The sequence below is a fragment of the Kitasatospora sp. NPDC053308 genome (assembly GCF_055585785.1).
This window is the reverse complement of the sequence record NZ_JBVJJY010000007.1, coordinates 377,664-399,345: the sequence shown is the minus strand read 5'-3', so window position 1 is coordinate 399,345 and position 21,682 is coordinate 377,664. Positions and strand designations below refer to the sequence as shown.

Sequence of the window (21,682 nt, the reverse complement as noted above, 5' to 3'; positions counted from 1 at the left end):
TCAGTGGCGCGCACCCGCACCTGGAGAGGTGGACGTCTGGTTACGCGCTCTGCAGGGCGTACGCGTCCAGCTTGTTGTACAGGCCGATGCCCCGGCCCTCCTGGCGCAGGTAGAGCAGGTACCCGCCGGCCTCGCTGATCCGCTCGACCGCCTCGCGCAGCTGCGGTCCGCAGTCGCAGCGGTCCGAGCCGAAGACGTCGCCGGTCAGGCACTCGGAGTGCAGCCGAACCAGCGGGGTCCCGCCCTCGGGGACCGTGCCGAGCGCGAGCGCCAGGTGCTCGGCGCCGTCGGCGAGGTCGTGGAAGGTGAAGACCTCCGCCTCGGCGCGGTAGCCGTCGGGGAAGGTCAACGGGATGCGCACACGCGAGCGCACCGTGGCGGGGCCGGGCTGGGGCATGGGCGGGCCTTCGGTGTCGGGGTGGCCGGGTCGGTTCGGATCCGGGTTCGAGCGGGTGGGGCGGGGTGATCGGACTGATCGGGTGTCGACCGTACTCGGTTGTTCCAATTTGAACAACTAGACCGCCGGGGTCCGATGCGAACCCGGAGGCGCGGGGAGGCGTCCGGGGGCGCACAACATTGCGCCCGCCCCACCTGTTCCCACCCGACGCACCGAGATCGTTCCGGTATCCGGAAGGAGGCCGGTGCGGGGTGTGGACACTGCGAGACGTCCTCCCGTTTCCCGGCACGGGAACGCCCGCGCACGACCACTCGGCGACGAGCGGAAGCTCCTGACCGGATGCCCATGAGCCGTCAAGCCCCCACCTGCGCAGTGTCCTTCGGGGCTGCTGGTCGCGGATGCGATGCCGGCCGGGGCGTGGTCCGACCCGTACCCTGCGCCGGTGACCCGACGGCCCCGTGACCCGGCGACCCGGCGGCCGGCACCCGACCGGGGCGGGCACGGATCGTCGGGTACGGCAAGGTGGGTCCTTCCTACGGTGGTGATCGGCAAGGAAGGACGGGGTCGGAGTGCTGGAACACCTGAACCGGGCGATGGACCACATCGAGGGGCACCTGGACGGCGAGGTCGACGTGGCCGAGCTCGCGCGGATCGCGATGACGTCGGAGTACCACTTCCGGCGGCTGTTCTCGATGCTCGCCGGGATGCCGCTCTCGGAGTACGTCCGGCGTCGGCGGCTGACCGTCGCGGGGGCCGAAGTCCTCGCCGGTGAAAGGACGTTGCTCGACGTCGCGGTCCGGTACGGGTACACCTCGGGCGAGGCGTTCGCCCGGGCGTTCCGGGCGATGCACGGGGTCGGACCGGGCGAGGCCCGGCGCGACGGGGCGGTGCTCGTCTCCCAGCCGCGGATGTCCTTCCGGCTCGTCGTGGAAGGAAGCAGCAGCATGGAATACCGCGTCGTCGAGAAGCCGGACTTCCGGATCGTCGGCAGGAAGGCCCGGGTCACCCTGATCTACCAGGGGATCAACCCGGAGATAGCCGAGTTCATCAAGGGGCTCGGGAAGGAGACGGTCGAGCGGATCGCCGCCCTCGCCGGCCAGGACCCGGCCGGCCTCGTGTCGGTGAGCGACGGCTTCTCGCCGAACCGCGAGGAAGGGTCCGAACTCGACTACTGGCACGCGGTGGTGGCGCGCGAGGATGCCGAGGCCCCGGAGGACCTGGACGTCCTGGAGGTGCCGGCCGGCACCTGGGCGGTGTTCACCAACACCGGGCCGTTTCCGCAGGCGCTGCAGCAGATGTGGGGGGACGTGGCGGCCCAGTGGTTCCCGTCCAACCCGTACGAGGCCCGGCCGGGCCCGGAGATCCTGCAGACCCGCGCCATCCCGGGGACGGGCGACGCCGAGGCGGAGCTCTGGATCCCGGTGGCCCGGGCGCTGAGCTGACACCCCCCCCAGCTGAGGGCCGGCAGCTCACGGTCGACGGATGACAGCTGACAGATGATGAAATCTGTTATCTGTTATCTGTTATCTGTCAGCTGTCATCCGTCGACTGTCATCCGTCGGCTGTTCGCCCCCGTTCGGCCCACCAGCGCCCGCCTCCCGCCCTCCCCGCCCCGCATCCTGGGCGGGGAGGACCGAGGGGCCGCGCACGAGCTGGAGAATCCGAACCGATGAAGCTGACCTCCGTGACCACCGACGGCCCCTGCTGGGTCGAACTGGGCACCACCGACCCGGGCGCCGCCCGGGCCTTCTACCGCGAACTGTTCGGCTGGCGGGAGGACGACACCGCGCGCCCCGCGGACGGCGACTACGTCCAGATGCTCCTGGGAGACACCCCGGTCGCCGCGATCTCCCCGCGCTACGGGCCGCGGCAGCCGACGGCCTGGACGGTCAGCTTCGCGGTCGCCGACGCCGACGCCACCGCGGCGCGGGTCGAGAAGGCCGGCGGCAGCCTCCTGAAGGAGCCCACCGACGTGCTCGACCACGGCCGCTTCGCGGTGGCCGCCGACCCCTCCCACGCGGTGTTCATCCTGTGGCAGGCCCGGACGTTCAAGGGCGCCGGGGTGTTCAACGAGCCCGGCTCGCTCGGCTGGGTGGAGCTGGTCACCCGCGACCCGTCCGGTGCGCTCGCCTTCTACCCGGCGGTCTTCGACTGGTCGGTCTCCCCGTCCGACCACTACACCCAGTGGGGCGTGGCCGGTCAGGACTTCGGCGGCATGCCGATGGCGGGCGACCGCTCGCCGGAGGCGCCGTCGTCCTGGCTGCTGTACTTCTCGTGCGCGGACGCCGACCTCACCGTCAGCCGGGCGGTGGCCCTCGGCGCGGACGTGCTCGTGCCCCCCTCCGGCATGCCGGGCGGTCGGCGGACCGCCGTGCTGCGCGACCCGCAGGGCGCCGCGTTCGCGGTCTACCACGCGCCTCCGGTGGGCTGAGCCGGGCGCTCCGCAGCGCCCCGGCGCCGTGCCCTTCCCGCCGCCACCGCCGTCGCCCCGGCCCCCGCCGTGATCAGCAGCGCGCCCAGCGGGACCACGTCGCCGACCCGGTCGTACCAGGTCAGTGTCCCGGGCGCGGTGAGCGGCAGCCGGACGGTCAGCGCGCCGGTGCCGTCGGTGCCGAGCCGGGCGAGCTCCCGGCCCTGCGCGTCGAAGGCCGCCGAGACCCCGGTCAGCGCGGCCTGGACGGCCGGACGCCCCGTCTCGGCGGCCCGGATCGCGGCCAGTGAGACGTGCTGCTCGGGCGCCCAGGTCCGCTGGAAGGTCGAGGTCGAGGACTGGTAGACCAGCACCCGGGCGCCGTCCCGCGCGGCGCTGCGGGCCATGTCGGGGAAGGCCGATTCGAAGCAGATCAGCGCCCCGACGGGCAGCGGGGCGCCCGTCCGGTCGGTGACCGGCAGCAGGTGGAAGGCGGTGCCGGGGGCCCGGTTCTCGCCCGCGGCGCGGCTGACCCCGGCGATCCAGCCGAGCACCGGCCGCAGCGGGATGTACTCGCCGAACGGCACCAGCCGGATCTTGCGGTAGCGGTCCACCACGCCCGCCGGGGAGACCAGCACCGCGTCCTTGGAGATCCGTCCGTCCGCCTTGCGCGCGTCCTCCCCGGCGATGACCCGGGCTCCGGTGGTCGCGGCGAGTCGGCGCAGCGCGTCCAGGGTGGTGGGGTCGTGGTCGAGGTCGGCGGTGGTACTGCTCTCGCCCCAGACCACCAGGTCCACCGGCTGCCCGACCAGGTCGGCGGTGGCCCGCGCGCTGGCGTCGAACCGGGCCTGCGGGTCCTCGACGACACCGGGCTGGACCAGCGCCACCGTGACGGTCCCGGCCCCGGCCGGCGCCTCGCACAGCGCGAACAGCGCCGGACCGGAGAGCAGCGCCAGCACCGCCGCCGCGGCCGCCACGGCGCGCGGCCGCCAGTGCACCGCGGTCAGCACGATCAGCACCCCGGTGTTCACCGCCGCCACCGCCGCGCTGACCAGCCAGATCCCGCCCGTCGCGGCCAGTCCGAGGATCGCCGGGTGCTGCCACTGGGTGGCGCCGAGCAGCGCCCACGGTCCGCCGAGCGCGGGCAGGGACCGCGCGTACTCGGCGGACACCCAGACCGCGGGGACGACCAGCAGTGCCATCAGCGCCCGACGGGCGGTCAGCGACGGGTGCAGCAGTCGGTGCACGGCGTACCCGACGGCGCCCTGCAGCGCCCCGAACAGCACCGCGAGCACCGGCAGTCCGGGTCCGATGGACGGCACCAGCCAGTACATCGCGGTCAGGATGAACCCGGCCCCGAACCACCACCCGCGCACCGCGGCCTCCCGCCCCCCGGGCGCCCGCTGCATCAGCAGCAGCCCGGGGACGAGCGCGATCCAGGCCAGCCAGGCCTGCCCGGGCGCCGGGAAGGCGAGCACCGGCACCGCCCCCGCCACGAGCGACCCGACCCGCGCCCGGTAGCGGTGCGGCGGGCGCGGCCCGGGTTCCTCCGCTCCCCGGACGCCCGGTTCCGCGGCGTCCGCTTCCGGGACCTTCGCCTCGGCGGCGTCCGCTTCCAGGTCCTCCGCTTCCGGGACCTCCGCTTCCGGGACCTCCGTCTCCGCGACCTCCGCCTCGGCGGCGTCCGCGTCCTCGGGATCGTCGGCGGAGGTCGTGCTCAGGGCTGGGCTGATGGGACGGATGCGGCGCGACATGCCCCGTATTGTCCGCTCGGACGGCCCACGCCACCAGTGCGCCCGTCACCCGAATGGGCGACGGGCGCACCAACAGCGCGGTGCGGAGCCGTGTTTCGCGGGCGCCTCCGGACGGCGGGCCTCAGCCCTCGCCGCCCTCCAGGTCCCCTTCCGTCTCCAGGAACGCGGCCTGCAGCTGCGCGATCAGCTCCGGGTCCGGCTGCTCCCACAGCCCGCGGTCGGCCGCCTCCAGCAGGCGCTCGCTGATGCCGTGCAGCGCCCACGGGTTGGCGCCCGCGAGGAACTCCCGGTTGACGGGGTCGAGCACGTACTCCTGAGTCAGCTTCTCGTACATCCAGTCCGCGACCACGCCGGTCGTGGCGTCGTAGCCGAACAGGTAGTCGACCGTGGCGGCCATCTCGAAGGCGCCCTTGTAGCCGTGCCGGCGCATCGCCTCGATCCAGCGCGGGTTGACCACGCGGGCGCGGAAGACGCGGGCGGCCTCTTCGGTCAGCGTCCGGGTGCGGACCGTCTCGGGGCGGGTGGAGTCGCCGATGTAGGCGGTCGGCGCCTTGCCGGTGAGCGCGCGGACGGTGGCGACCATGCCGCCGTGGTACTGGAAGTAGTCGTCCGAGTCGGCGATGTCGTGCTCGCGGGTGTCGGTGTTCTTCGCGGCGACGGTGATCCGCTTGTAGGCGGTCTCCATCTCCTCCCGGGCCGGCCGGCCGTCCAGCCCGCGGCCGTACGCGTAGCCGCCCCAGACCGTGTACACCTCGGCCAGGTCGGCGTCGGTGCGCCAGTCGCGGCTGTCGATCAGCTGGAGCAGGCCCGCCCCGTACGTGCCCGGGCGGGAGCCGAAGACGCGGACGGTGGCCTTGCGCTCGTCGCCGTGGACCGCGAGGTCGGCCTGGACGTGGGCCCGGACGAAGTTCTGCTCGTCGGCCTCCTCCTGGGCGGCGGCCAGGCGCACCGCGTCGTCGAGCAGGGCCACCACGTGCGGGAACGCGTCGCGGAAGAACCCGGAGATGCGCAGCGTCACGTCGATGCGCGGGCGGCCCAGCTCCTCCAGCGGGATCGGCTCCAGCCCGGTGACCCGGCGCGAGGCGTCGTCCCAGACCGGGCGGACGCCGAGCAGGGCGAAGGCCTCGGCGATGTCGTCGCCGGCGGTGCGCATGGCGCTGGTGCCCCAGAGCGAGAGCCCGACCGAGGGCGGGTAGGCGCCGTCGTTGTCGGCGGTGTAGCGCTCGACCAGCGAGGCGGCGAGGGCCTGGCCGGTCTCCCAGGCGAGCTTGCTGGGCACGGCCTTCGGGTCGACGGAGTAGAAGTTGCGGCCGGTCGGCAGCACGTTGACCAGGCCGCGCAGCGGCGAGCCGGACGGCCCGGCCGGGACGAAGCCGCCCTGCAGCGCGTGCAGGACCGCGTCCAGCTCGTCGGTGGTCGCGGACAGCCGGGGCACCACCTGGGTGGCGGCGAAGGCCAGCACCTCCCGGACGGCCGGACGGACGGTCTCCGGCAGCTCGGCGGTGACCTTCTCGACCGCCTCGGGCGCCCAGTCCTGCTCCTCCATCGCCTCGACGAGGGCGCGGGCCCTGGCCTCGGCGGCGTCGGTGGCGCCGAGGGTCAGCGCCGCCTCGTCCAGGCCGAGCGCCTCGCGCAGGCCGGGCAGGGCGCTGACGCCGCCCCAGATCTGCCGGGCGCGCAGGATGGCCAGCACGATGTTGACCCGGTCGGTGCCGGTCGGCGCCTGGCCGAGGACGTGCAGGCCGTCGCGGATCTGGGCGTCCTTGACCTCGCACAGCCAGCCGTCGACGTGCAGCAGGAAGTCGTCGAAGCCGTCGTCCTCGGGCCGCTCGTCCAGGCCGAGGTCGTGGTCGAGCTTGGCGGCCTGGATCAGGGTCCAGATCTGGGCGCGGATGGCCGGAAGCTTGGCCGGGTCCATCGCGGCGATGTTGGAGTGCTCGTCCAGCAGCTGCTCCAGGCGCGCGATGTCGCCGTAGGAGTCGGCGCGGGCCATCGGCGGCACCAGGTGGTCGACCAGGGTGGCGTGGGCGCGGCGCTTGGCCTGGGTGCCCTCGCCCGGGTCGTTGACCAGGAAGGGGTAGATCAGCGGGAGGTTGCCGAGGACGGCGTCCGGGCCGCACTCGGCGGACAGCGCGGCGGTCTTGCCGGGCAGCCACTCCAGGTTGCCGTGCTTGCCGAGGTGGATGACGGCGTGGGCGCCGAAGCCGCCGTCCTCCTGCGCGGCCTCGATCCAGCGGTAGGCGGCCAGGTAGTGGTGGCTCGGCGGCAGGTCGGGGTCGTGGTAGATGGCGACCGGGTTCTCGCCGAAGCCGCGCGGCGGCTGGATCAGGACCAGCAGGTTCCCGGAGCGGAGTGCGGCCAGCACGATGTCGCCGTCCGGGTTCTGCGAGCGGTCGACGTACAGCTCGCCGGGGGCCGGGCCCCAGTGCTCCTCGACCTGCTCGCGCAGCGCCTGCGGGAGGGTGGCGTACCAGCGGCGGTAGTCGGCGGCCGGGATGCGCACCGGGTTGCGGGCCAGCTGGTCCTCGGTCAGCCAGTCCTGGTCGTAGCCGCCGGCCGCGATCAGGGCGTGGATGATCGCGTCACCCTCGTGGCCCTCGTCCTCCGTGCCGTCGAAGCCGGGGAGGTCGTTCCCGAGGTCCATGCCTTCCTCGCGCAGCCGGTTCAGCAGGCGGACGGCGCTGGCCGGGGTGTCCAGGCCGACGGCGTTGCCGACCCGGGCGTGCTTGGTCGGGTACGCGGACAGCACCAGGGCCAGGCGGCGCTCGGCGGCCGGGACGTACCGCAGCCGGGCGTGGCTGACGGCGGTGCCGGCCACGCGGGCGGCGCGCTCCGGGTCGGCGGCGTAGACGGTCAGGCCGTCCTCGTCCAGCTCCTTGAAGGAGAACGGGACGGTGATCAGGCGGCCGTCGAACTCGGGGACGGCGACCTGGGTGGCGGTGTCCAGCGGGGACAGGCCGTCGTCGCTGGCCTCCCACTGGGCGCGCGACCAGGTCAGGCAGAGGGCCTGGAGGATCGGGCGGTCCAGCGCGGCCAGCGCGCCCGCGTCCCAGGCCTCCTCGTCGCCGCCGGCCTGCGCGTCGGCCGGGCGGGTGCCGCCGGCGGCCAGCACGGTGGTGACGATCGCGTCGGCCTCGCCGAGCGCGGCCAGCAGCTCGGGCTGGGCGCCGCGCAGCGAGGCGCAGTAGTAGGCCACGGCGCGGGCGCCCTGGTCCTCGATGGCCCGGCAGAGCGTCTCCACGAAGGCGGTGTTGCCGCTCATGTGGTGGGCGCGGTAGTAGAGCACCGCGACCGTCGGGCCCTCGGACGGACGGGCTGCGCGCTCCAGCGGGCCCCAGGCCGGCGCGGAGGCGGGCGGGGCGAAGCCGTGGCCGGTCAGCAACACGGTGTCGGAGAGGAAGGCGCCCAGCTCGGCCAGGTTGGCCGCGCCGCCGTGGGCGAGGTAGGCGTGCGCCTCGGCGGCGATGCCGGCCGGGACGGTGGACAGCTCCATCAGCTGGGCGTCGGGGGCCTGCTCACCGGTCAGCACCACCACCGGGCGGGGGCCGGCCAGCAGCGCGTCCAGGCCCTCCTGCCAGGCGCGGCGCCCGCCGAGCAGGCGGACCACGACGAGCTCGGTGCCCTCCAGCAGCGCGGGCAGGTCCTGGGGGGTGAGCCGGGCCGGGTTGCCGAGCCGGTAACGCACCGGGCCCTCGGAGGCCCGGGCACTGAGCAGGTCGGTGTCGGAGGTCGACAGCAGCAGGATCATGTGAAGGCCCTCCCGGCCTCGTCGGTGGCCAGGACGGCCGGGGATTCGGCCGGGGCGGCCGGGAAACCGGCCGGGGCGGCCGTGATGTGGGCCGGGGCGGCCGCGGTGGCGGCCGTGGACGCGTGCGCGGGCATGCGACAGCGCTGGTGCATTTCTGCCTTCCTCGGGGTCCGCGCCCCGGGCCGGTGGAGGACGGCAGGAGTTCCTGGCTCCCGCGGCCGACCGGCTTCCCGGTGAACCGCGGTCACAGTGGCGGGACCGCACCGGGCTTGCACCGGTTTCCTCCCCTGCGCCGTCGCTGGCGTGCGGACGGTCCGCCGGGACCGCCCGCCCTGCATCGTACGGGGTGTGGCTGACCTGGGGGAGAGTGAGCTTTCGGCCGCGGGCTCCGGCTGCTCGGCGTGGCCGCCCGGAGCCGGCGCGGTCCCGGCCCGGAGCCCGCCCGGCGCGCACGCCGGGCAGGGCGTCGGGTGTGCGTCGGGTGCGCCGGAGTGTGATGCAGCGGACGGAGGCAACCGATCGGATCATCTGTATGCTCGCCGCCATGCCACCGACACCCGACGCCACCGCGCCGGGCGTCGCCGTACCCGCCCGGGAGGTGCCCGACCGGGGGCGCGCCGACGCCTGCCCCGGGGCCCTGCGACTGCACCCGGCCGACGACGGCGCCCTGGCCCGGATCCGTCTGCCCGGCGGCCTGCTGACGGCCCGTCAGGCGCTGGCCCTGGCCGAGGCGGCCGAGGCCCTCGGCGACGGGCAGTTGGAGACCACCTCGCGCGGCAACGTCCAACTGCGCGGCCTCGCCGCGCACTGCGGGGCGGACCTCGCGGAGCGGCTGCGCGCCGTCGGGCTGCTGCCCTCGGAGACCCATGAGCGGGTCCGCAACATCGTCGCCTCGCCGACGGCGGGGCTGGACGGCACCCCCTCGGCCGATGTCCAGTCCTGGGTACGGGAACTGGACGCGCGGCTGTGCGCGAGCGACTGGGCGGCCGGGCTCTCCGGCAAGTTCCTCTTCGCGCTGGACGACGGGCGCGGGGACGTCGCCGCGCTCGACGCCGATGTGACATTGATCGCAGGCTCACCGTCGGCTTCACGGGGCGCCGCCGCGGACCGGACGTCGGCCGGTGACCGGCCCGCCGTGCTGCGGCTCGGGCGCGCCGACCACGGGCACCCGGTCGAAGCCGGGCAGGAGGTCACCGCCGTGCTGGCGGCGGCCCGCGCTTTCCTGGACGCGCTGCGCACCAGCGGTCGCAGGGCCTGGCACCTGCGCGAGGTGCCCGACCTGCTGCCGGCCGGGCCGGTGCCGCTGCCCGCCTTCGCCGGTGCGGCGCCCGCCCTGGGCGTGCTGCCCGGCGGGCTGTCGGTGGGACTGCGCTTCGGGCGGGCGAGTGCCGCGCAGTGGCGGGCGCTGGTCGCCGCCTCGGGGGCCGCGACCGCCGCGACCGCCGTGACCGCCGCGGCCGCCGTGACCGCCGTGACCGCCGAGACCGCTACGGACGCCGCCTCTGCTGCGACCACCGCCGCCGCTTCGACCGCTGCCGCCGCTACGACGGCTGCCACCGCTGCGACCGGCACGGCTTCGGTGGAAGCGGCCACCGGTGGACTGCGGCTGACGCCCTGGCGCGGCGTGGTCCTGCCGGGTGCGTCGGCCGACCGGCTGCCCGCGCTCGCCGACGCCGGCTTCCGTACCGGGCCGGGCTCGCCCTGGGAACGGGCCACCGCCTGCACCGGACTGCCGAGCTGCGCCAAGTCGCTCGCCGACGTCCGCGCGGACGCGGCCCGGGCGCTGGACGGCGCGGCCGGGGCTCCGGCCGGTGTTCCCGGTGCGCTGCCCGTCCACTGGTCGGGTTGTGAACGGCGCTGCGGCCACCCGGCCGGGCGGTGGGTGGACGTGCTCGCCACGGGGCACGGCTACCGGGTGACGGTCAACGGACCGGCGCCTGTCCCTTCCGTGGACGTGTCGAACGAGGAGATGGCCGAGGCGGTCGCCGAGGCCAGGAGGACCACGAAGTGATCGAGTACGAGAAGGACGGCGCGTCCATCTACCGCCAGTCCTTTGCCACCATCCGCGCGGAGGCCGATCTGGCCGCCCTCCCGGCGGACGTCTCCCAGGTCGCGGTGCGGATGATCCACGCCTGCGGGATGGTCGACCTGGTCGAGGACCTGGTGTACTCGCCCGGCGTGGTCGCCTCCGCGCGCGCCGCACTGCACGCCGGTGCGCCGATCCTCTGCGACGTCAACATGGTCGCGAGCGGCGTGACCCGCAAGCGGCTGCCCGCCGACAACGAGGTGATCTGCACCCTCACCGACCCGGCGGTGCCCGACCTCGCCCGCGCGATGGGCAACACCCGTAGCGCCGCGGCCATGGAGCTGTGGCTGCCCCGCCTGGAGGGCGCGGTGGTCGCCGTCGGCAACGCGCCGACCTCGCTGTTCCGGCTGCTGGAGATGATCGAGGCGGGCGCGCCGCGCCCGGCAGCGGTGATCGGCGTCCCGGTCGGCTTCATCGGCGCCGCCGAGTCCAAGCAGGCCCTGGCAGAGCACCCCTCCCGCCTGGAGCACCTGGTGGTGCGCGGTCGGCGCGGCGGCAGCGCGATGGCCGCCGCCGCCATCAACGCGATTGCGAGCGAAGAAGAGTGACGGACGATCAGAAGCCTTCGACCGGGCGGCTGTACGGAGTCGGGCTCGGCCCGGGGGACCCGTCGCTGGTGACCGTCCGCGCCGCCGAACTCATCGGCAAGGCCGACGTGGTGGCGTACCACAGCGCCCGGCACGGCCGGTCCATCGCCCGCTCGATCGCCGAGCGCTACCTGACGGGCGGTCAGATCGAGGAGAAGCTGGTCTACCCGCTCACCGTCGAGACCACCGACCACCCGGGCGGCTACCGGGGCGCGCTGGACGAGTTCTACGAGGAGGCCGCCGCCCGGCTGGCCGCCCACCTGGACGCCGGGCGCGACGTCGTCGTCCTCGCCGAGGGCGACCCGCTCTTCTACGGCTCCTACCAGCACATGCACAAGCGGCTCGCGCACCGCTACCCGACCGAGGTGGTGCCCGGCGTGACCTCGGTGAGCGCGGCGGCGGCCCGGCTCGGACAGCCGCTGACCGAGGCCGAGGAGACGCTCACCGTCATCCCGGGCACACTGCCCGAGGAGGAGCTGACGGCGCGGATCGCCTCCGCCGACTCCGCCGTGATCATGAAGCTCGGCCGAACCTTCCCGACCGTCCGCCGCGCCCTGGAGCGGGCCGGGCGGCTCGCCGACGCCCAGTACGTCGAGCGGGCCTTCATGGCGGGGGAGCGCATCGCGCCGCTCGCCGAGGTCGACGACGCGACGGTGCCGTACTTCTCGGTCGCGGTGCTGCCCAGCAAGGTCGCGCCGCTGGAGCCCGAGGTCCGGCCCTCGGAGGGCGTCGGCAGCGTGACCGTCGTCGGCACCGGGCCGGCCGGACCGCTCTGGCTCACCCCCGAGGCGCGCGGGGCGCTGGCCGAGGCCACCGACCTGGTCGGCTACACCACCTACCTGGCCCGGGTGCCGGAGCGTCCGGGCCAGCGGCGGCACGGCTCGGACAACAAGGTCGAGTCCGAGCGCGCCGAGTACGCCCTGGAACTCGCCCGGCGCGGGCACCGGGTCGCGGTCGTCTCCTCGGGTGACCCGGGGGTCTTCGCGATGGCCACCGCCGTCCTGGAGGTCGCCTGCGAGGAGGCCTACCGGGACGTTCCGGTGCGGGTCCTGCCGGGGGTGACCGCCGCCCACGCGGCCGCCTCCCGGGCCGGGGCCCCGCTCGGGCACGACTACGCGACGGTGTCGCTCTCGGACCGGCTCAAGCCGTGGGACGTGGTGGCCAAGCGGCTGCGCGCCGCCGCCGAGGCTGACCTGGTGCTCGCGCTGTACAACCCGGGCTCGAAGTCCCGCACCACCCAGGTCGGCCTCGCCCGGGACCTGCTGCTGGAGTACCGCGCACCGCAGACACCGGTGGTCATGGCGCGGGACGTCGGCGGGCCGACCGAGCGGGTGCGGATCGTCCGGCTCGGCGAGCTGGACCCGGCCCTGGTCGACATGCGGACGATCCTGCTGATCGGCTCCTCGCAGACCCGGGCGGTCGAGCGGGGCGGCGGCGTGGAGGTCGTCTGGACGCCCCGCCGCTACCCGGAGGGGTGACGGCGGTCGGGTGACCGGCCACCGGTGACGGCGAACAGATGACAGCGAACAGATGATGAAATCTGTTCGCTGTCATCTGTCATCTGTTCCCCGTTCCCCGTCAGCCGTCAGCGCTCAGCCGTGACACCCGTCACCCCTCACCGGGTCGGCTTGGCGAGCAGCAGCTCCGTGTTGTGGTCCTCGCCCGCGCCCAGCAGGGCCGTCACCCGCCCGTTCGGGTCGTTGTACGACAGCTCGCGGTAGAGCGCCGCGAGGTTGGCGTCCGAGGTGCTGCCGAAATCCGTCCCGTACGGTGCGGAGGATTCGATCAGCGTGGTGAACAGCGAGAGCGTGCCGTCCCCGTTGTCCACGACCTCGATGATCCGCCCGTGCTGCGGGTAGTCGATGTGCGAGGCGGTGTTGATCTCCCAGAACGCCCGCTCCGGCACCGCGTGGCCGTGCGGCGTGATCTTGTTCATGTGGGTGTGCCCGTTCACCCACCCGACCACGTTCGGGTAGCGCTGCAGCAGCGCGACCAGCTCGTTGCCGTCGTGCCGCCTCTCGAAGATGTTCCGCGGGTCCGGCAGCAGGTTGCCCATGCTGGTGCTGGTGTGGTGGCTGAAGACCAGGATCAGGTCGTCCGTGCTGCCGCCCGTGACCCGGTTCCCGTCGGTGTCGTACCAGTGGCCGCTGTGCGCCTTCAACTGCTGCTCCAGCCAGCGCAGTTGCGCGGTGCCCAGCGAGCCGTCGGCGAACCCGGCCTGGTTGGTGGTGTCCAGGCTGATGCCGACCACCTTCTCCGAGATGCGGAAGGTGTAGTAGAGCTTGCCGCTGCTCGCCATGTCCGAGGTGAAGCCGTGCCCGTAGGGGCCCGCTCCGGTGACCGCCGGGTTCAGGTGGGCCTTGGCGAACTCCTTGAGCGTGAAAGGCTTCCGGCGCTCGTCCGGGGTGATCCGGCGGACCGCCTCGCCGTCGGCGATCAGCTTGGCGAGCAGCAGGACGGCGCCGGCCGGGTCGCGGCGCAGCGAGTCCATCAGCTGGGCGGCCGTGGCGTCGTCACAGCCCTCCAGCTTGTACTGGCCGGTGTAGAGGTCGTTGAGCAGGCCGAGATCCGGCAGTGTGCCCTCGATGCTGTCGTCGTGGTTGCCGACCGTCGTGTACCAGGGCGTGCGCAGGCCGGGCGCGTCGAAGGGGCGGCCGGCGGCGGACAGGAAGCCGGGTATCTGCGGGAAGCCCTTGGCCTTGTAGCCGTCGCCGTAGGGGAGTTCGGGGTTCCAGTAGGCCGCGTTGCCGGAGTTCTGCACACCCTCGTAGCGGTTCGGGTCACCGGTGCTCTGGGCCAGCCTGCCGCCGCCCATGACCTTGAGGTACCAGTCGAGTTCGGCGAGTTCGTGGTTGTCGGTGTTGTCGCCGGTGGCCATCACCATGCTGAACGGCAGCCCGGTGTAGGGGCCGCCGGCGAGCGAGTTGACCCGCTCGACGAGGGCCGAGACACCGCGGGCGTTCAGGGCCTCCTGGGGCCGGTACGCGCTGCCGGTGAACTTGGCCAGGTACTCGAAGCGCACCGGGGACTCGGTGTCCACCAGGTGCAGGTCGCTGAACTGGACGAAGCTGGCCAGTCCGGTGCGGCGGTCGTCCCGTCCGGCGGCCGGCGCCGCGAGCTCGCCGCGCACCACCAGCGGCCAGCCCGGTCCGGCCGCCAGCCGCTTGTAGCCGCCGGTGCCGACGGGTGTGGCCACCTGCTCCAGGGTGGTCCCGGTCACGGTGACCGCCCGGGCGGCCGTCGCCGCCAGCGCCTGGTCGCGCGCCGCGGCCGAGGCGAAGTGCGCGCCGCCCAGCGACAAGGCCGACCACGCGGCGGCCACCGACGTACCGGTGAGGAACGTACGCCGACTCATCCCTGCCACAAAAACCCCCACAGACTGATGGCCCGGCGGGAGGGACAACCCCCGTGCCGGGCCGATGTGTCATGAACCCCGCTCCTGGCGGACCGCCAGATTACTCACTGGTAGGCCAGGGGGCGAGGGCCGTGCAGCGAACTCTTCGGGAACGTGGGGCGGCGACTGCACCGCAGCTCGCGCGGGCGGCCCCGTGGTTCGTACACCCGCTCCGACCGGTTCGCGGCGCGGGCCGCGCAGGACACCCCGGTCGGGCCCCGGCCGGGCGAATGGGGGAAAATCGGCGGCGGCGGCCGGTGCGGCCGCCCGGGAGAGCAGGACGGCGCGGGCGCCGTCGGAAGCGAGGCGCAGGTGGCCGCAGCGGGAGCCGGGGCCCAGCCGGGGGCCGGAGCGGGATCCCAGCCGGGAGGCCGGGCCGGTCAGCTGAAGAGCAGCGGGCTGCGGCACGGCTGGACGACGGGTGCCTGCGCCACCGCCGCCAGCAAGGCGGCGTACACCGCGCTGCTCACCGGCGAGTTCCCGGACCCGGTGGTCATCACGCTGCCCAAGGGCCAGCGGCCCGCCTTCGCCCTCGCCGCCGAGCAGTTGCTCGACGGCGGGCCCGGTGCGGCCGGGAGCGCGATGGCCGGAGTGGTGAAGGACGCCGGAGACGACCCCGACGTCACCCACGGCGCGCTGATCCGCGCGACCGTGCGGGCCGGCGCGCCCGGGGCCGGGGTGGTGTTCCGGGCCGGTCCCGGGGTGGGTACGGTCACCAAGGCCGGGCTGCCACTGCCCGTCGGCGAGCCCGCGATCAACCCGGTGCCGCGGCAGATGATCCGGGACGCCGTCGCCGAGGTGGCGGCCGAGCACGGCGGCAGCGGGGACGTGGTGGTCGAGATCTCGGTCGACCACGGTGAAGAGATCGCCCGCTCGACCTGGAACCCGCGGCTCGGCATCCTGGGCGGCCTGTCGATCCTCGGGACCACCGGGATCGTCGTCCCCTACTCCTGCTCGGCCTGGATCGACTCCATCCGGCGCGGTGTGGACGTGGCCCGGGCGGCCGGGCGCACGCATGTGGCCGGCTGCACCGGTTCGACCTCGGAGAAGGTGGCGGTCGCGGTGCACGGCCTGCCCGAGGACGCGCTGCTGGACATGGGTGACTTCGCCGGTGCCGTGCTCAAGTACCTGAAGCGCCACCCGGTGCCCCGGCTGACCATCGCGGGCGGTTTCGCCAAGCTGTCCAAGCTCGCGGCCGGCCATCTGGACCTGCACTCGGCGCGTTCCCAGGTGGACAAGGGGTACCTGGCCGAACTGGCGCGCCGGGGTGGGGCGGACGAGGCGCTGGCCGGCGCGGTGGCGGCGGCCAACACCGGGCTGGAGGCGGTGCAGTTGTGCCGTGCGGCCGGGGTCCCGCTCGGGGACCTGGTGGCCGAGGCGGCCCGGGCGACGGCCCTCGACGTGCTGCTGGGCTCGCCGGTCGCGGTGGACGTGATCTGCATCGACCGCGCGGGCACCATCGTCGGTCGGGCGGAACCGCTCGGCCCCCGGGAGACGTCGAGTTGAGTGTCGCGCTCGTCCGAGTCCCGCTGCGCGTCAGGCAGCAGAAGCTCAGCAATATCGTGTGGTGATGTGAAGATCTGACGTCCATACGGGGCGAGAAACGGACAAAAGTGGTGCCTCGCCCGCTGTCGATTCTGTCACCATCTCAAGCATGAGATATGGTCTGCCGAGTGACAGGCGACTACCTCACCCGTATCGGCACCCTCATCCGTACCGCGCGCCAGCACCGCGGCTGGTCCCAGGCGCAGCTCGGAGAGGCCCTCGGCACCAGCCAGAGCGCGGTCAACCGCATCGAACAGGGCAAGCAGAACGTCAGCCTTGAGATGATCGCCCGCATCGGCGAAGCCCTCGACAGCGAGATCGTCTCCCTCGGCTACTCCGGCCCGATGCACCTGCGCGTCGCGGGCGGCACCCGGCTCTCCGGCGCCATCGACGTGCGCAGCAGCAAGAACGCCTGCGTCGCGATCCTCTGCGCGTCGCTGCTGACCACCGGCCGCACCACGATCCGCAGCGTCGCCCGGATCGAGGAGGTCTACCGCATCCTCGAAGTCCTCACCAGCATCGGCGTCAAGAGCCGCTGGATCAACGAGGGCCGCGACCTCGAACTCACCCCGCCCGCCGAGCTCGACCTCGCCGCGATGGACGTCGAGGCCGCCCGCCGCACCCGCAGCGTGCTGATGTTCCTCGGCCCACTGATGCACCGCGCCCAGCAGTTCGCCATCCCGTACGCGGGTGGCTGCGACCTCGGCACCCGCACCGTCCAGCCGCACCTGACCGCGCTGCGCCGCTTCGGCCTGGAGGTCGCCACCACCGGCGGCGCCTACCACGCCTCGGTCGAGCCCGGCGCCCCGCTGGACCGCCCGATCGTGCTGACCGAGCGCGGGGACACCGTCACCGAGAACGCCCTGCTGGCCGCCGCGCGGCACGACGGCATCAGTGTCATCCGCAACGCCTCGCCCAACTACATGGTCCAGGACCTGTGCTTCTTCCTGGAGAAGCTGGGCGTGAAGATCGAGGGCATCGGCACCACCACCCTGACCGTGCACGGCGTCCCGGAGATCACCTGCGACGTCGACTACACCCCGGCCGAGGACCCGGTGGAGGCGATGAGCCTGCTCGCCGCCGCCGTGGTCACCTCCTCCGAGCTGACGATCCGCCGGGTGCCGATCGAGTTCCTGGAGATCGAACTCGCGGTGCTCGAAGGCATGGGCCTCGACTACGACCGCACCCCCGAGTACCGGGCCCACAACGGTCACACCCGCCTGGTCGACCTCACCGTGCGCCCCTCCAAGCTGACCGCGCCGATCGACACCATCCACCCGATGCCGTTCCCCGGCATCAACATCGACAACGTGCCGTTCTTCGCCGCCATCGCCGCGGCCGCGCACGGCACCACGATGATCCACGACTGGGTCTACGACAACCGCGCGATCTACCTCACCGAGCTGACCCGCCTCGGCGCGGACGTCAAGCTCCTCGACCCGCACCGCGTCCTGGTCCAGGGCCCCACCCGCTGGCGCGCCGCCGAGATGATGTGCCCGCCGGCCCTGCGCCCGGCCGTCGTCATCCTCCTCGCGATGCTCGCCGCCCAGGGCACTTCGGTCCTGCGCAACGTCTACGTGATCAACCGCGGCTACGAGGACCTCGCCGAGCGCCTCAACTCGATCGGCGCCCGGATCGAGACCTTCCGGGACATCTGACGTACCGTCAGGCCCGTCCGGCGGCCCTGACGGATTGTCCTGATGGGCGCTGATGATCCTGACGGCTCGTCATCCTGCTGACCGACCCTACCCGTTGAGGCCGGTCAGCAGGATGGCCACGTCCAACCCGGTGTCCAGGTACTCCACGAACACCGCGTTGTTCAACGCCCACGGCGACCGCCCCTCCCGCACCAGTCGTACCGCCTCCCCGGTGTCGCAGCCGAGGCCGACCAGTGCCTGCGCCACCACCAGGCCCGAGCGGTTGTAGCCCGAGTGGCAGCGCACCAGCGTCCGCCGGCCGCGGCGGACGGCCGCCGCCGTGAGTTCGGCCGCCTCCTGCACGGCCAGCAGCTGCCGGGGGGAGAGCGGATCGTCCGGCACCTCCCGGACGACGTGCTCCACCCCCGGCTCCGGGCCGTGGCCGGGGCGCGTGTACAGACTGACCACCAGGTCGAACTCGTCCCGGACGACGGCGGGTTGCAGCTCTCCGCCGGGCGGGGTGAAGTAGTGCCCGCCCATCCAGAGCCCCGGGACGATCTCGTTCCACGGGGCCGACGGCCCGGGGGTGCCGCGTTCCTTCCGGCGGGTCCGCACCGGTGTTTCCTCTCGCTCGGCAGGCCGGCCCGGCGCTACCCGTGCTGCGTTACTCGCCGGTGCTGCCGTCGAGGTGCTCGCGCAGGAGGTCGGCGTGGCCGTTGTGGCGGGCGTACTCCTCGATCATGTGGGTGAGGATCCAGCGCAGCGAGAAGACTTCCTCGCCGTGGTGGCCCTGGGCGTCCAACGACGGCGCGGCGGCGACGAGTTCCCGGGAGTGGGCGCACTCCCGGCGCCAGACCTCGAAGGCCTCGTCCGGGTCGGCGGTGTCGACGTCGAACTCGGCGAAGGAGCCGTCCGGGTGCTTCCAGAAGCCGGGTACGCCTTCGTCGGCGAGCACGTTGCGGAACCAGCTGCGCTCCACCTCGGCGAGGTGCCGGACCAGGCCGAGCAGGGACAGCGCCGAGGGTTCCAGCACCCGGGAGCGGAGCTGCTCGGTGGTCAGGCCGGCGCACTTCATCGCGAGGGTTTCGCGCTGGAAGTCCAGGAAGCCTGCCAGGGTGGCGCGTTCGTCGGCGGTGTGCGGGGGCTCGGGGCGCTGATCGTCGTTCATCGGGCCATCCTGCCGGGTCGGCGGCGCGGCCGCCGGCATTTCCACTACCTGGACTCAGCCCAGCCACTCCAGCCAGCGCAGCGCGCTCTCGACGTCCGGGACGACCGGCACGCCCTCCGGCACCGGCGGGCGCTCCACGACGACGACGGGCAGGCCGAGCGTGCGGGCGGCGGTCAGCTTGGGAGCGGTGGCGGCGCCGCCACTGTCCTTGGTGACCAGGACGTCGACGTCGAGCCGGCGCAGCAGCTTCTCCTCGCCCTCGACCGTGAACGGGCCGCGGTCCAGCAGGACTTCGAACGAGGGCGGCAGCGGCGGCTCGGGCGGGTCCACCGAGCGGGCGATGACGTGGACGCCGTCCAGGTGGGCGAAGGCGGCGACGCTCTGCCGGCCGGTGGTGAGGAAGACCCGCTCCCCGTGTCGCGGCAGCTGTTCGGCGGCCGCGGCCAGCGAGGGGACGGGGAACCAGCGGTCCCCCTCGACGGGGGTGAAGCCGGGGCGGCGCAGCACCACCAGCGGCACGCCGGTGGCGGCGGCAGCGAGGGCGGCGTTGCGCGAGATGCCCGCGGCGAACGGGTGGGTGGCGTCCACGACGGCATCCACCCGCTCGGCGCGCAGCCAGTCGGCCAGGCCGTCCGCGCCGCCGAAGCCGCCGATCCGTACCTCCCCGACGGGCAGCCGGGGCTGGGCGACCCGGCCGGCCAGCGAGCTGGTGACCCGCAGGGTCGGACGGCCGTGGAGGGCGGCCGCCAGCGCCCGCCCTTCCGTCGTGCCGCCGAGGACGAGCAGATGGCGGACCGGGCCCGAGGACGTGCCGCGCATCACGCCCCGCAGGGCTCGTGCGGGCGCTCGCGGTCCGCGGAGTAGAGGTGGCTGTCGCGGAAGTGCTCGGCGGCCAGCGTGCGGCCGACGATGATGACGGCGGTGCGGACCACACCGGCAGCCTTGACCTGCTCGGCGATGTCGCCGACGGTGCCGCGCAGCACCAGCTCGTCCGGGCGGCTGGCCATCGCGACGACGGCGGCCGGGCAGTCGGCGCCGTAGTGCGGGAGCAGCTGCTCGACCACGTCGTCCACGTACCCGGCGGCCAGGTGCAGCACCAGCAGGGCCCCGCTGCGGCCGAGCGTGGCGAGGTCCTCGCCCTCGGGCATCGGGGTGGCGCGCTTGGCGATCCGGGTGAGGATGACGGTCTGGCCGACGGTCGGCACGGTCAACTCCCGCTTGAGCGCGGCCGCGGCGGCGGCGAAGGCGGGCACGCCGGGGACCACCTCGTAGGGGATGCCCACGGCGTCCAGGCGGCGCATCTGCTCGGCGACGGCGGAGAACACGGACGGGTCGCCGGAGTGCAGCCGGGCCACGTCCTTGCCCGCACGGAAGGCCGCGGTCATCTCGTCGACGATCTGGTCCAGGTTCAGGTTGGCGGTGTCGACGAGCCGGGCACCGGCCGGGCACTCGGCCAGCAGCTCCTCCGGGACGAGGCTTCCGGCGTACAGGCAGACCTCCGCCCGGGCCAGCAGCCGCTGGGCGCGCAGGGTGATCAGGTCGGCGGCGCCCGGGCCGGCTCCGATGAAGTAGACGGTCACGAGGCGTCCTCCTGAAGGGGGTCGGTCCGGTCGGCGGTCCGGTCGGTCCTGCCGGGTTCGGGCTCACCGGGTCGGGCTGTGGCGGGTCGGGCCGTGGCGGGTCGGGCCGTGCGGGGTGGGGCCGTGCCGGGGTCGGGCTTGACGGCGGACCACTGGGTGACCGGCATGGCCTGGCGCCACCCGGTGAAGCCGCCGACCGGGACGGCCGTGGCGACGGCCAGCTTGACGAGTTCGCCGCCGTGGCGCCGGTACCACTCGGTGAGTAGCGCCTCGGACTCCAGGGTCACGGTGTTGGCGACCAGCCGGCCGCCCGGCCGCAGGGCGGCCCAGCAACTCTCCAGCAGGCCGGGCGCGGTGAGGCCGCCGCCGATGAACACGGCGTCGGGGGCTGGGAGTTCGGCGAGCGCGTCGGGGGCGGGGCCGGTCACCACGCGCAACCGGGGCACCCCGAGCGCGGCGGCGTTGCGGGCGATCCGCTCGGCGCGCACCGGGTCGCGCTCGATGCTGACGGCCTGGCAGTCGCGGTGGGCGCGCAGCCACTCGACGGCGATCGAGCCCGAGCCGCCGCCGACGTCCCAGAGCAGCTCACCGGGGGAGGGGGCGAGCGTGGCCAGCGTGGCGGCGCGCACATGGCGCTTGGTGAGCTGGCCGTCGCTCTCGTACGCGGCGTCGGGCAGGCCGGGGACGAGGGAACCGCGGGGGCCGTCGGCGAGTTCGACGGCGATGATGTTCAACGGATCGCCGGCCGGGTGCGGCCACCCGTCGGCGGGGCCGTCGAGCTGCCGCTCGTCCGGGTGTCCGAGCTGTTCCAGGACGCGCAGCCGGGCGGTGCCGTAGCCGCGCTCGGTGAGCAGCGCCGCGACGGCGGCCGGGGTGGCGGCGTCGGCGCTGAGCACCAGCAGGCGGCGGCCGGGGTGGAGGGCGAGCGAGAGAGTGTCCAGCGGGCGGCCGACCAGGCTGACCACCTCGGTGGCCTCCAGCGGCCAGCCGAGCCGGGCGCAGGCGTAGGAGACCGAGGAGGGGTGCGGCAGGACCCGCAGCCGCTCGGCGCCGACGGTCTCGGCGAGGGTGCGGCCGATTCCGTAGAACATCGGATCGCCGCTGGCCAGGACGGCGACCCGGCGGTCGGCGTGGGCGGCGAGCAGGCCGGGGACGGCCGGGCGCAGCGGGGACGGCCAGGGGACGCGCTCGGCGGCGACCTCGTCGTGGGGGAGCAGGTCCAGCTGCCGCGGGCCGCCGAGCACCACCTCGGCGTCCCGCAACGCGGCGCGGGAGCCGGCGGCGAGGCCGGACCAGCCGTCGGCCCCGATCCCGACGACGGCGATCGTGGGTGGCAGCTCGGGCACCGGGTGGCTCCTCGTCGTTCGTCCAGCAGT

The 21,682-nt window shown here is 74.1% G+C and carries 16 protein-coding genes, 1 pseudogene and 1 riboswitch; of the genes and pseudogenes, 7 read left to right on the top strand and 10 right to left on the bottom strand.

Going from position 1 to position 21,682, the window contains the following annotated elements:
- Positions 1-49 precede the first annotated feature (49 nt).
- A pseudogene (gene ribA, locus ACZ6Y7_RS19285) lies at positions 50-397 on the bottom strand (GTP cyclohydrolase II RibA); the annotation flags it as partial.
- A 569-nt stretch (positions 398-966) separates the two neighbouring features.
- On the opposite strand from ribA, the gene ACZ6Y7_RS19280 reads away from it, so the two are divergent.
- Together ACZ6Y7_RS19280 and ACZ6Y7_RS19275 are read left to right on the top strand one after the other, a co-directional pair.
- Positions 967-1,839 carry an AraC family transcriptional regulator gene (locus tag ACZ6Y7_RS19280; protein WP_465759093.1) on the top strand — a complete coding sequence of 291 codons (873 nt, stop codon included), beginning with the start codon at positions 967-969 and terminating at the stop codon, positions 1,837-1,839.
- Between the two features lie 227 nt (positions 1,840-2,066).
- Positions 2,067-2,828 (top strand): VOC family protein, encoded by a 762-nt coding sequence (locus ACZ6Y7_RS19275; protein WP_465759092.1) that lies wholly within the window; start codon positions 2,067-2,069, stop codon positions 2,826-2,828.
- Here the strand turns inward: ACZ6Y7_RS19275 and lnt are convergent.
- From lnt to ACZ6Y7_RS19260, 3 genes are all read right to left on the bottom strand, one after another.
- A complete protein-coding gene (gene lnt / locus ACZ6Y7_RS19270) occupies positions 2,804-4,561 on the bottom strand; it encodes an apolipoprotein N-acyltransferase (protein ID WP_465759091.1) in 1,758 nt (585 codons plus the stop codon). The genes ACZ6Y7_RS19275 and lnt overlap by 25 nt on opposite strands.
- Before the next feature lie 121 nt (positions 4,562-4,682).
- Entirely contained in the window at positions 4,683-8,309 is a 3,627-nt protein-coding gene (gene cobN / locus ACZ6Y7_RS19265) for a cobaltochelatase subunit CobN (protein ID WP_465759090.1), read from the bottom strand.
- Positions 8,306-8,443, bottom strand: a complete 138-nt coding sequence (locus ACZ6Y7_RS19260) for a hypothetical protein (RefSeq protein WP_465759089.1) — start codon at positions 8,441-8,443, stop codon at positions 8,306-8,308. The genes cobN and ACZ6Y7_RS19260 overlap by 4 nt, the downstream gene beginning before the upstream one ends.
- A gap of 65 nt (positions 8,444-8,508) precedes the next feature.
- Positions 8,509-8,594: riboswitch (cobalamin riboswitch) on the bottom strand.
- A 259-nt stretch (positions 8,595-8,853) separates the two neighbouring features.
- On the opposite strand from ACZ6Y7_RS19260, the gene ACZ6Y7_RS19255 reads away from it, so the two are divergent.
- Genes ACZ6Y7_RS19255 through ACZ6Y7_RS19245 form a run of 3 tightly spaced genes read left to right on the top strand, consistent with a single transcriptional unit; the run spans position 8,854 to position 12,460 of the window.
- Positions 8,854-10,320, top strand: a complete 1,467-nt coding sequence (locus ACZ6Y7_RS19255; protein ID WP_465759088.1) for a hypothetical protein — start codon at positions 8,854-8,856, stop codon at positions 10,318-10,320.
- Positions 10,317-10,943, top strand: coding sequence for a precorrin-8X methylmutase (locus ACZ6Y7_RS19250; RefSeq protein WP_465759087.1), 627 nt, complete (start codon positions 10,317-10,319; stop codon positions 10,941-10,943). Before ACZ6Y7_RS19255 ends, ACZ6Y7_RS19250 begins: the two co-directional genes overlap by 4 nt.
- The gene (locus ACZ6Y7_RS19245; RefSeq protein WP_465759086.1) at positions 10,940-12,460 is read left to right on the top strand and encodes a precorrin-2 C(20)-methyltransferase; all 1,521 of its coding nucleotides are present in this window, start codon (positions 10,940-10,942) and stop codon (positions 12,458-12,460) included. Before ACZ6Y7_RS19250 ends, ACZ6Y7_RS19245 begins: the two co-directional genes overlap by 4 nt.
- A 137-nt stretch (positions 12,461-12,597) precedes the next feature.
- Here the strand turns inward: ACZ6Y7_RS19245 and ACZ6Y7_RS19240 are convergent, their stop codons facing one another.
- Entirely contained in the window at positions 12,598-14,337 is a 1,740-nt protein-coding gene (locus ACZ6Y7_RS19240) for a TIGR03767 family metallophosphoesterase (RefSeq protein ID WP_465759085.1), read from the bottom strand.
- Positions 14,338-14,688: 351 nt separating this feature from the next.
- Between ACZ6Y7_RS19240 and ACZ6Y7_RS19235 the strand changes: the two genes are divergently transcribed.
- Both ACZ6Y7_RS19235 and ACZ6Y7_RS19230 read left to right on the top strand, forming a co-directional pair.
- Positions 14,689-15,882 (top strand): cobalt-precorrin-5B (C(1))-methyltransferase, encoded by a 1,194-nt coding sequence (locus ACZ6Y7_RS19235; RefSeq protein WP_465759084.1) that lies wholly within the window; start codon positions 14,689-14,691, stop codon positions 15,880-15,882.
- A 167-nt stretch (positions 15,883-16,049) separates the two neighbouring features.
- Positions 16,050-17,579 carry a UDP-N-acetylglucosamine 1-carboxyvinyltransferase gene (locus ACZ6Y7_RS19230; RefSeq protein WP_465759083.1) on the top strand — a complete coding sequence of 510 codons (1,530 nt, stop codon included), beginning with the start codon at positions 16,050-16,052 and terminating at the stop codon, positions 17,577-17,579.
- An 87-nt stretch (positions 17,580-17,666) separates the two neighbouring features.
- Here ACZ6Y7_RS19230 and ACZ6Y7_RS19225 read toward each other — a convergent pair whose 3' ends face one another.
- Genes ACZ6Y7_RS19225 through cbiE form a run of 5 tightly spaced genes read right to left on the bottom strand, consistent with a single transcriptional unit; the run spans position 17,667 to position 21,652 of the window.
- The gene (locus tag ACZ6Y7_RS19225; RefSeq protein ID WP_465759082.1) at positions 17,667-18,173 is read right to left on the bottom strand and encodes a protein-tyrosine phosphatase family protein; all 507 of its coding nucleotides are present in this window, start codon (positions 18,171-18,173) and stop codon (positions 17,667-17,669) included.
- Positions 18,174-18,222: 49 nt separating this feature from the next.
- Complete coding sequence (locus ACZ6Y7_RS19220) at positions 18,223-18,726, bottom strand: DinB family protein (protein ID WP_465759081.1); 504 nt, start codon at positions 18,724-18,726, stop codon at positions 18,223-18,225.
- A gap of 54 nt (positions 18,727-18,780) precedes the next feature.
- Positions 18,781-19,545, bottom strand: a complete 765-nt coding sequence (locus ACZ6Y7_RS19215; RefSeq protein WP_465759080.1) for a cobalt-precorrin-6A reductase — start codon at positions 19,543-19,545, stop codon at positions 18,781-18,783.
- Complete coding sequence (cobM, locus tag ACZ6Y7_RS19210; RefSeq protein WP_465759079.1) at positions 19,545-20,306, bottom strand: precorrin-4 C(11)-methyltransferase; 762 nt, start codon at positions 20,304-20,306, stop codon at positions 19,545-19,547. Before cobM ends, ACZ6Y7_RS19215 begins: the two co-directional genes overlap by 1 nt.
- Positions 20,303-21,652 (bottom strand): precorrin-6y C5,15-methyltransferase (decarboxylating) subunit CbiE, encoded by a 1,350-nt coding sequence (cbiE, locus tag ACZ6Y7_RS19205; RefSeq protein ID WP_465759078.1) that lies wholly within the window; start codon positions 21,650-21,652, stop codon positions 20,303-20,305. The genes cobM and cbiE overlap by 4 nt, the downstream gene beginning before the upstream one ends.
- Positions 21,653-21,682 lie beyond the last annotated feature (30 nt).

Coding starts and splice junctions, on each gene's coding strand:
- ACZ6Y7_RS19260 (WP_465759089.1), bottom strand. CDS start 8,443: ATGCCCGCGCACGCGTCCACGGCCGCCACCGCGGCCGCCCCGGCCCAC.
- ACZ6Y7_RS19275 (WP_465759092.1), top strand. CDS start 2,067: ATGAAGCTGACCTCCGTGACCACCGACGGCCCCTGCTGGGTCGAACTG.
- ACZ6Y7_RS19255 (WP_465759088.1), top strand. CDS start 8,854: ATGCCACCGACACCCGACGCCACCGCGCCGGGCGTCGCCGTACCCGCC.
- cobN (WP_465759090.1), bottom strand. CDS start 8,309: ATGATCCTGCTGCTGTCGACCTCCGACACCGACCTGCTCAGTGCCCGG.
- ACZ6Y7_RS19215 (WP_465759080.1), bottom strand. CDS start 19,545: ATGCGCGGCACGTCCTCGGGCCCGGTCCGCCATCTGCTCGTCCTCGGC.
- lnt (WP_465759091.1), bottom strand. CDS start 4,561: ATGTCGCGCCGCATCCGTCCCATCAGCCCAGCCCTGAGCACGACCTCC.
- ACZ6Y7_RS19240 (WP_465759085.1), bottom strand. CDS start 14,337: ATGAGTCGGCGTACGTTCCTCACCGGTACGTCGGTGGCCGCCGCGTGG.
- ACZ6Y7_RS19220 (WP_465759081.1), bottom strand. CDS start 18,726: ATGAACGACGATCAGCGCCCCGAGCCCCCGCACACCGCCGACGAACGC.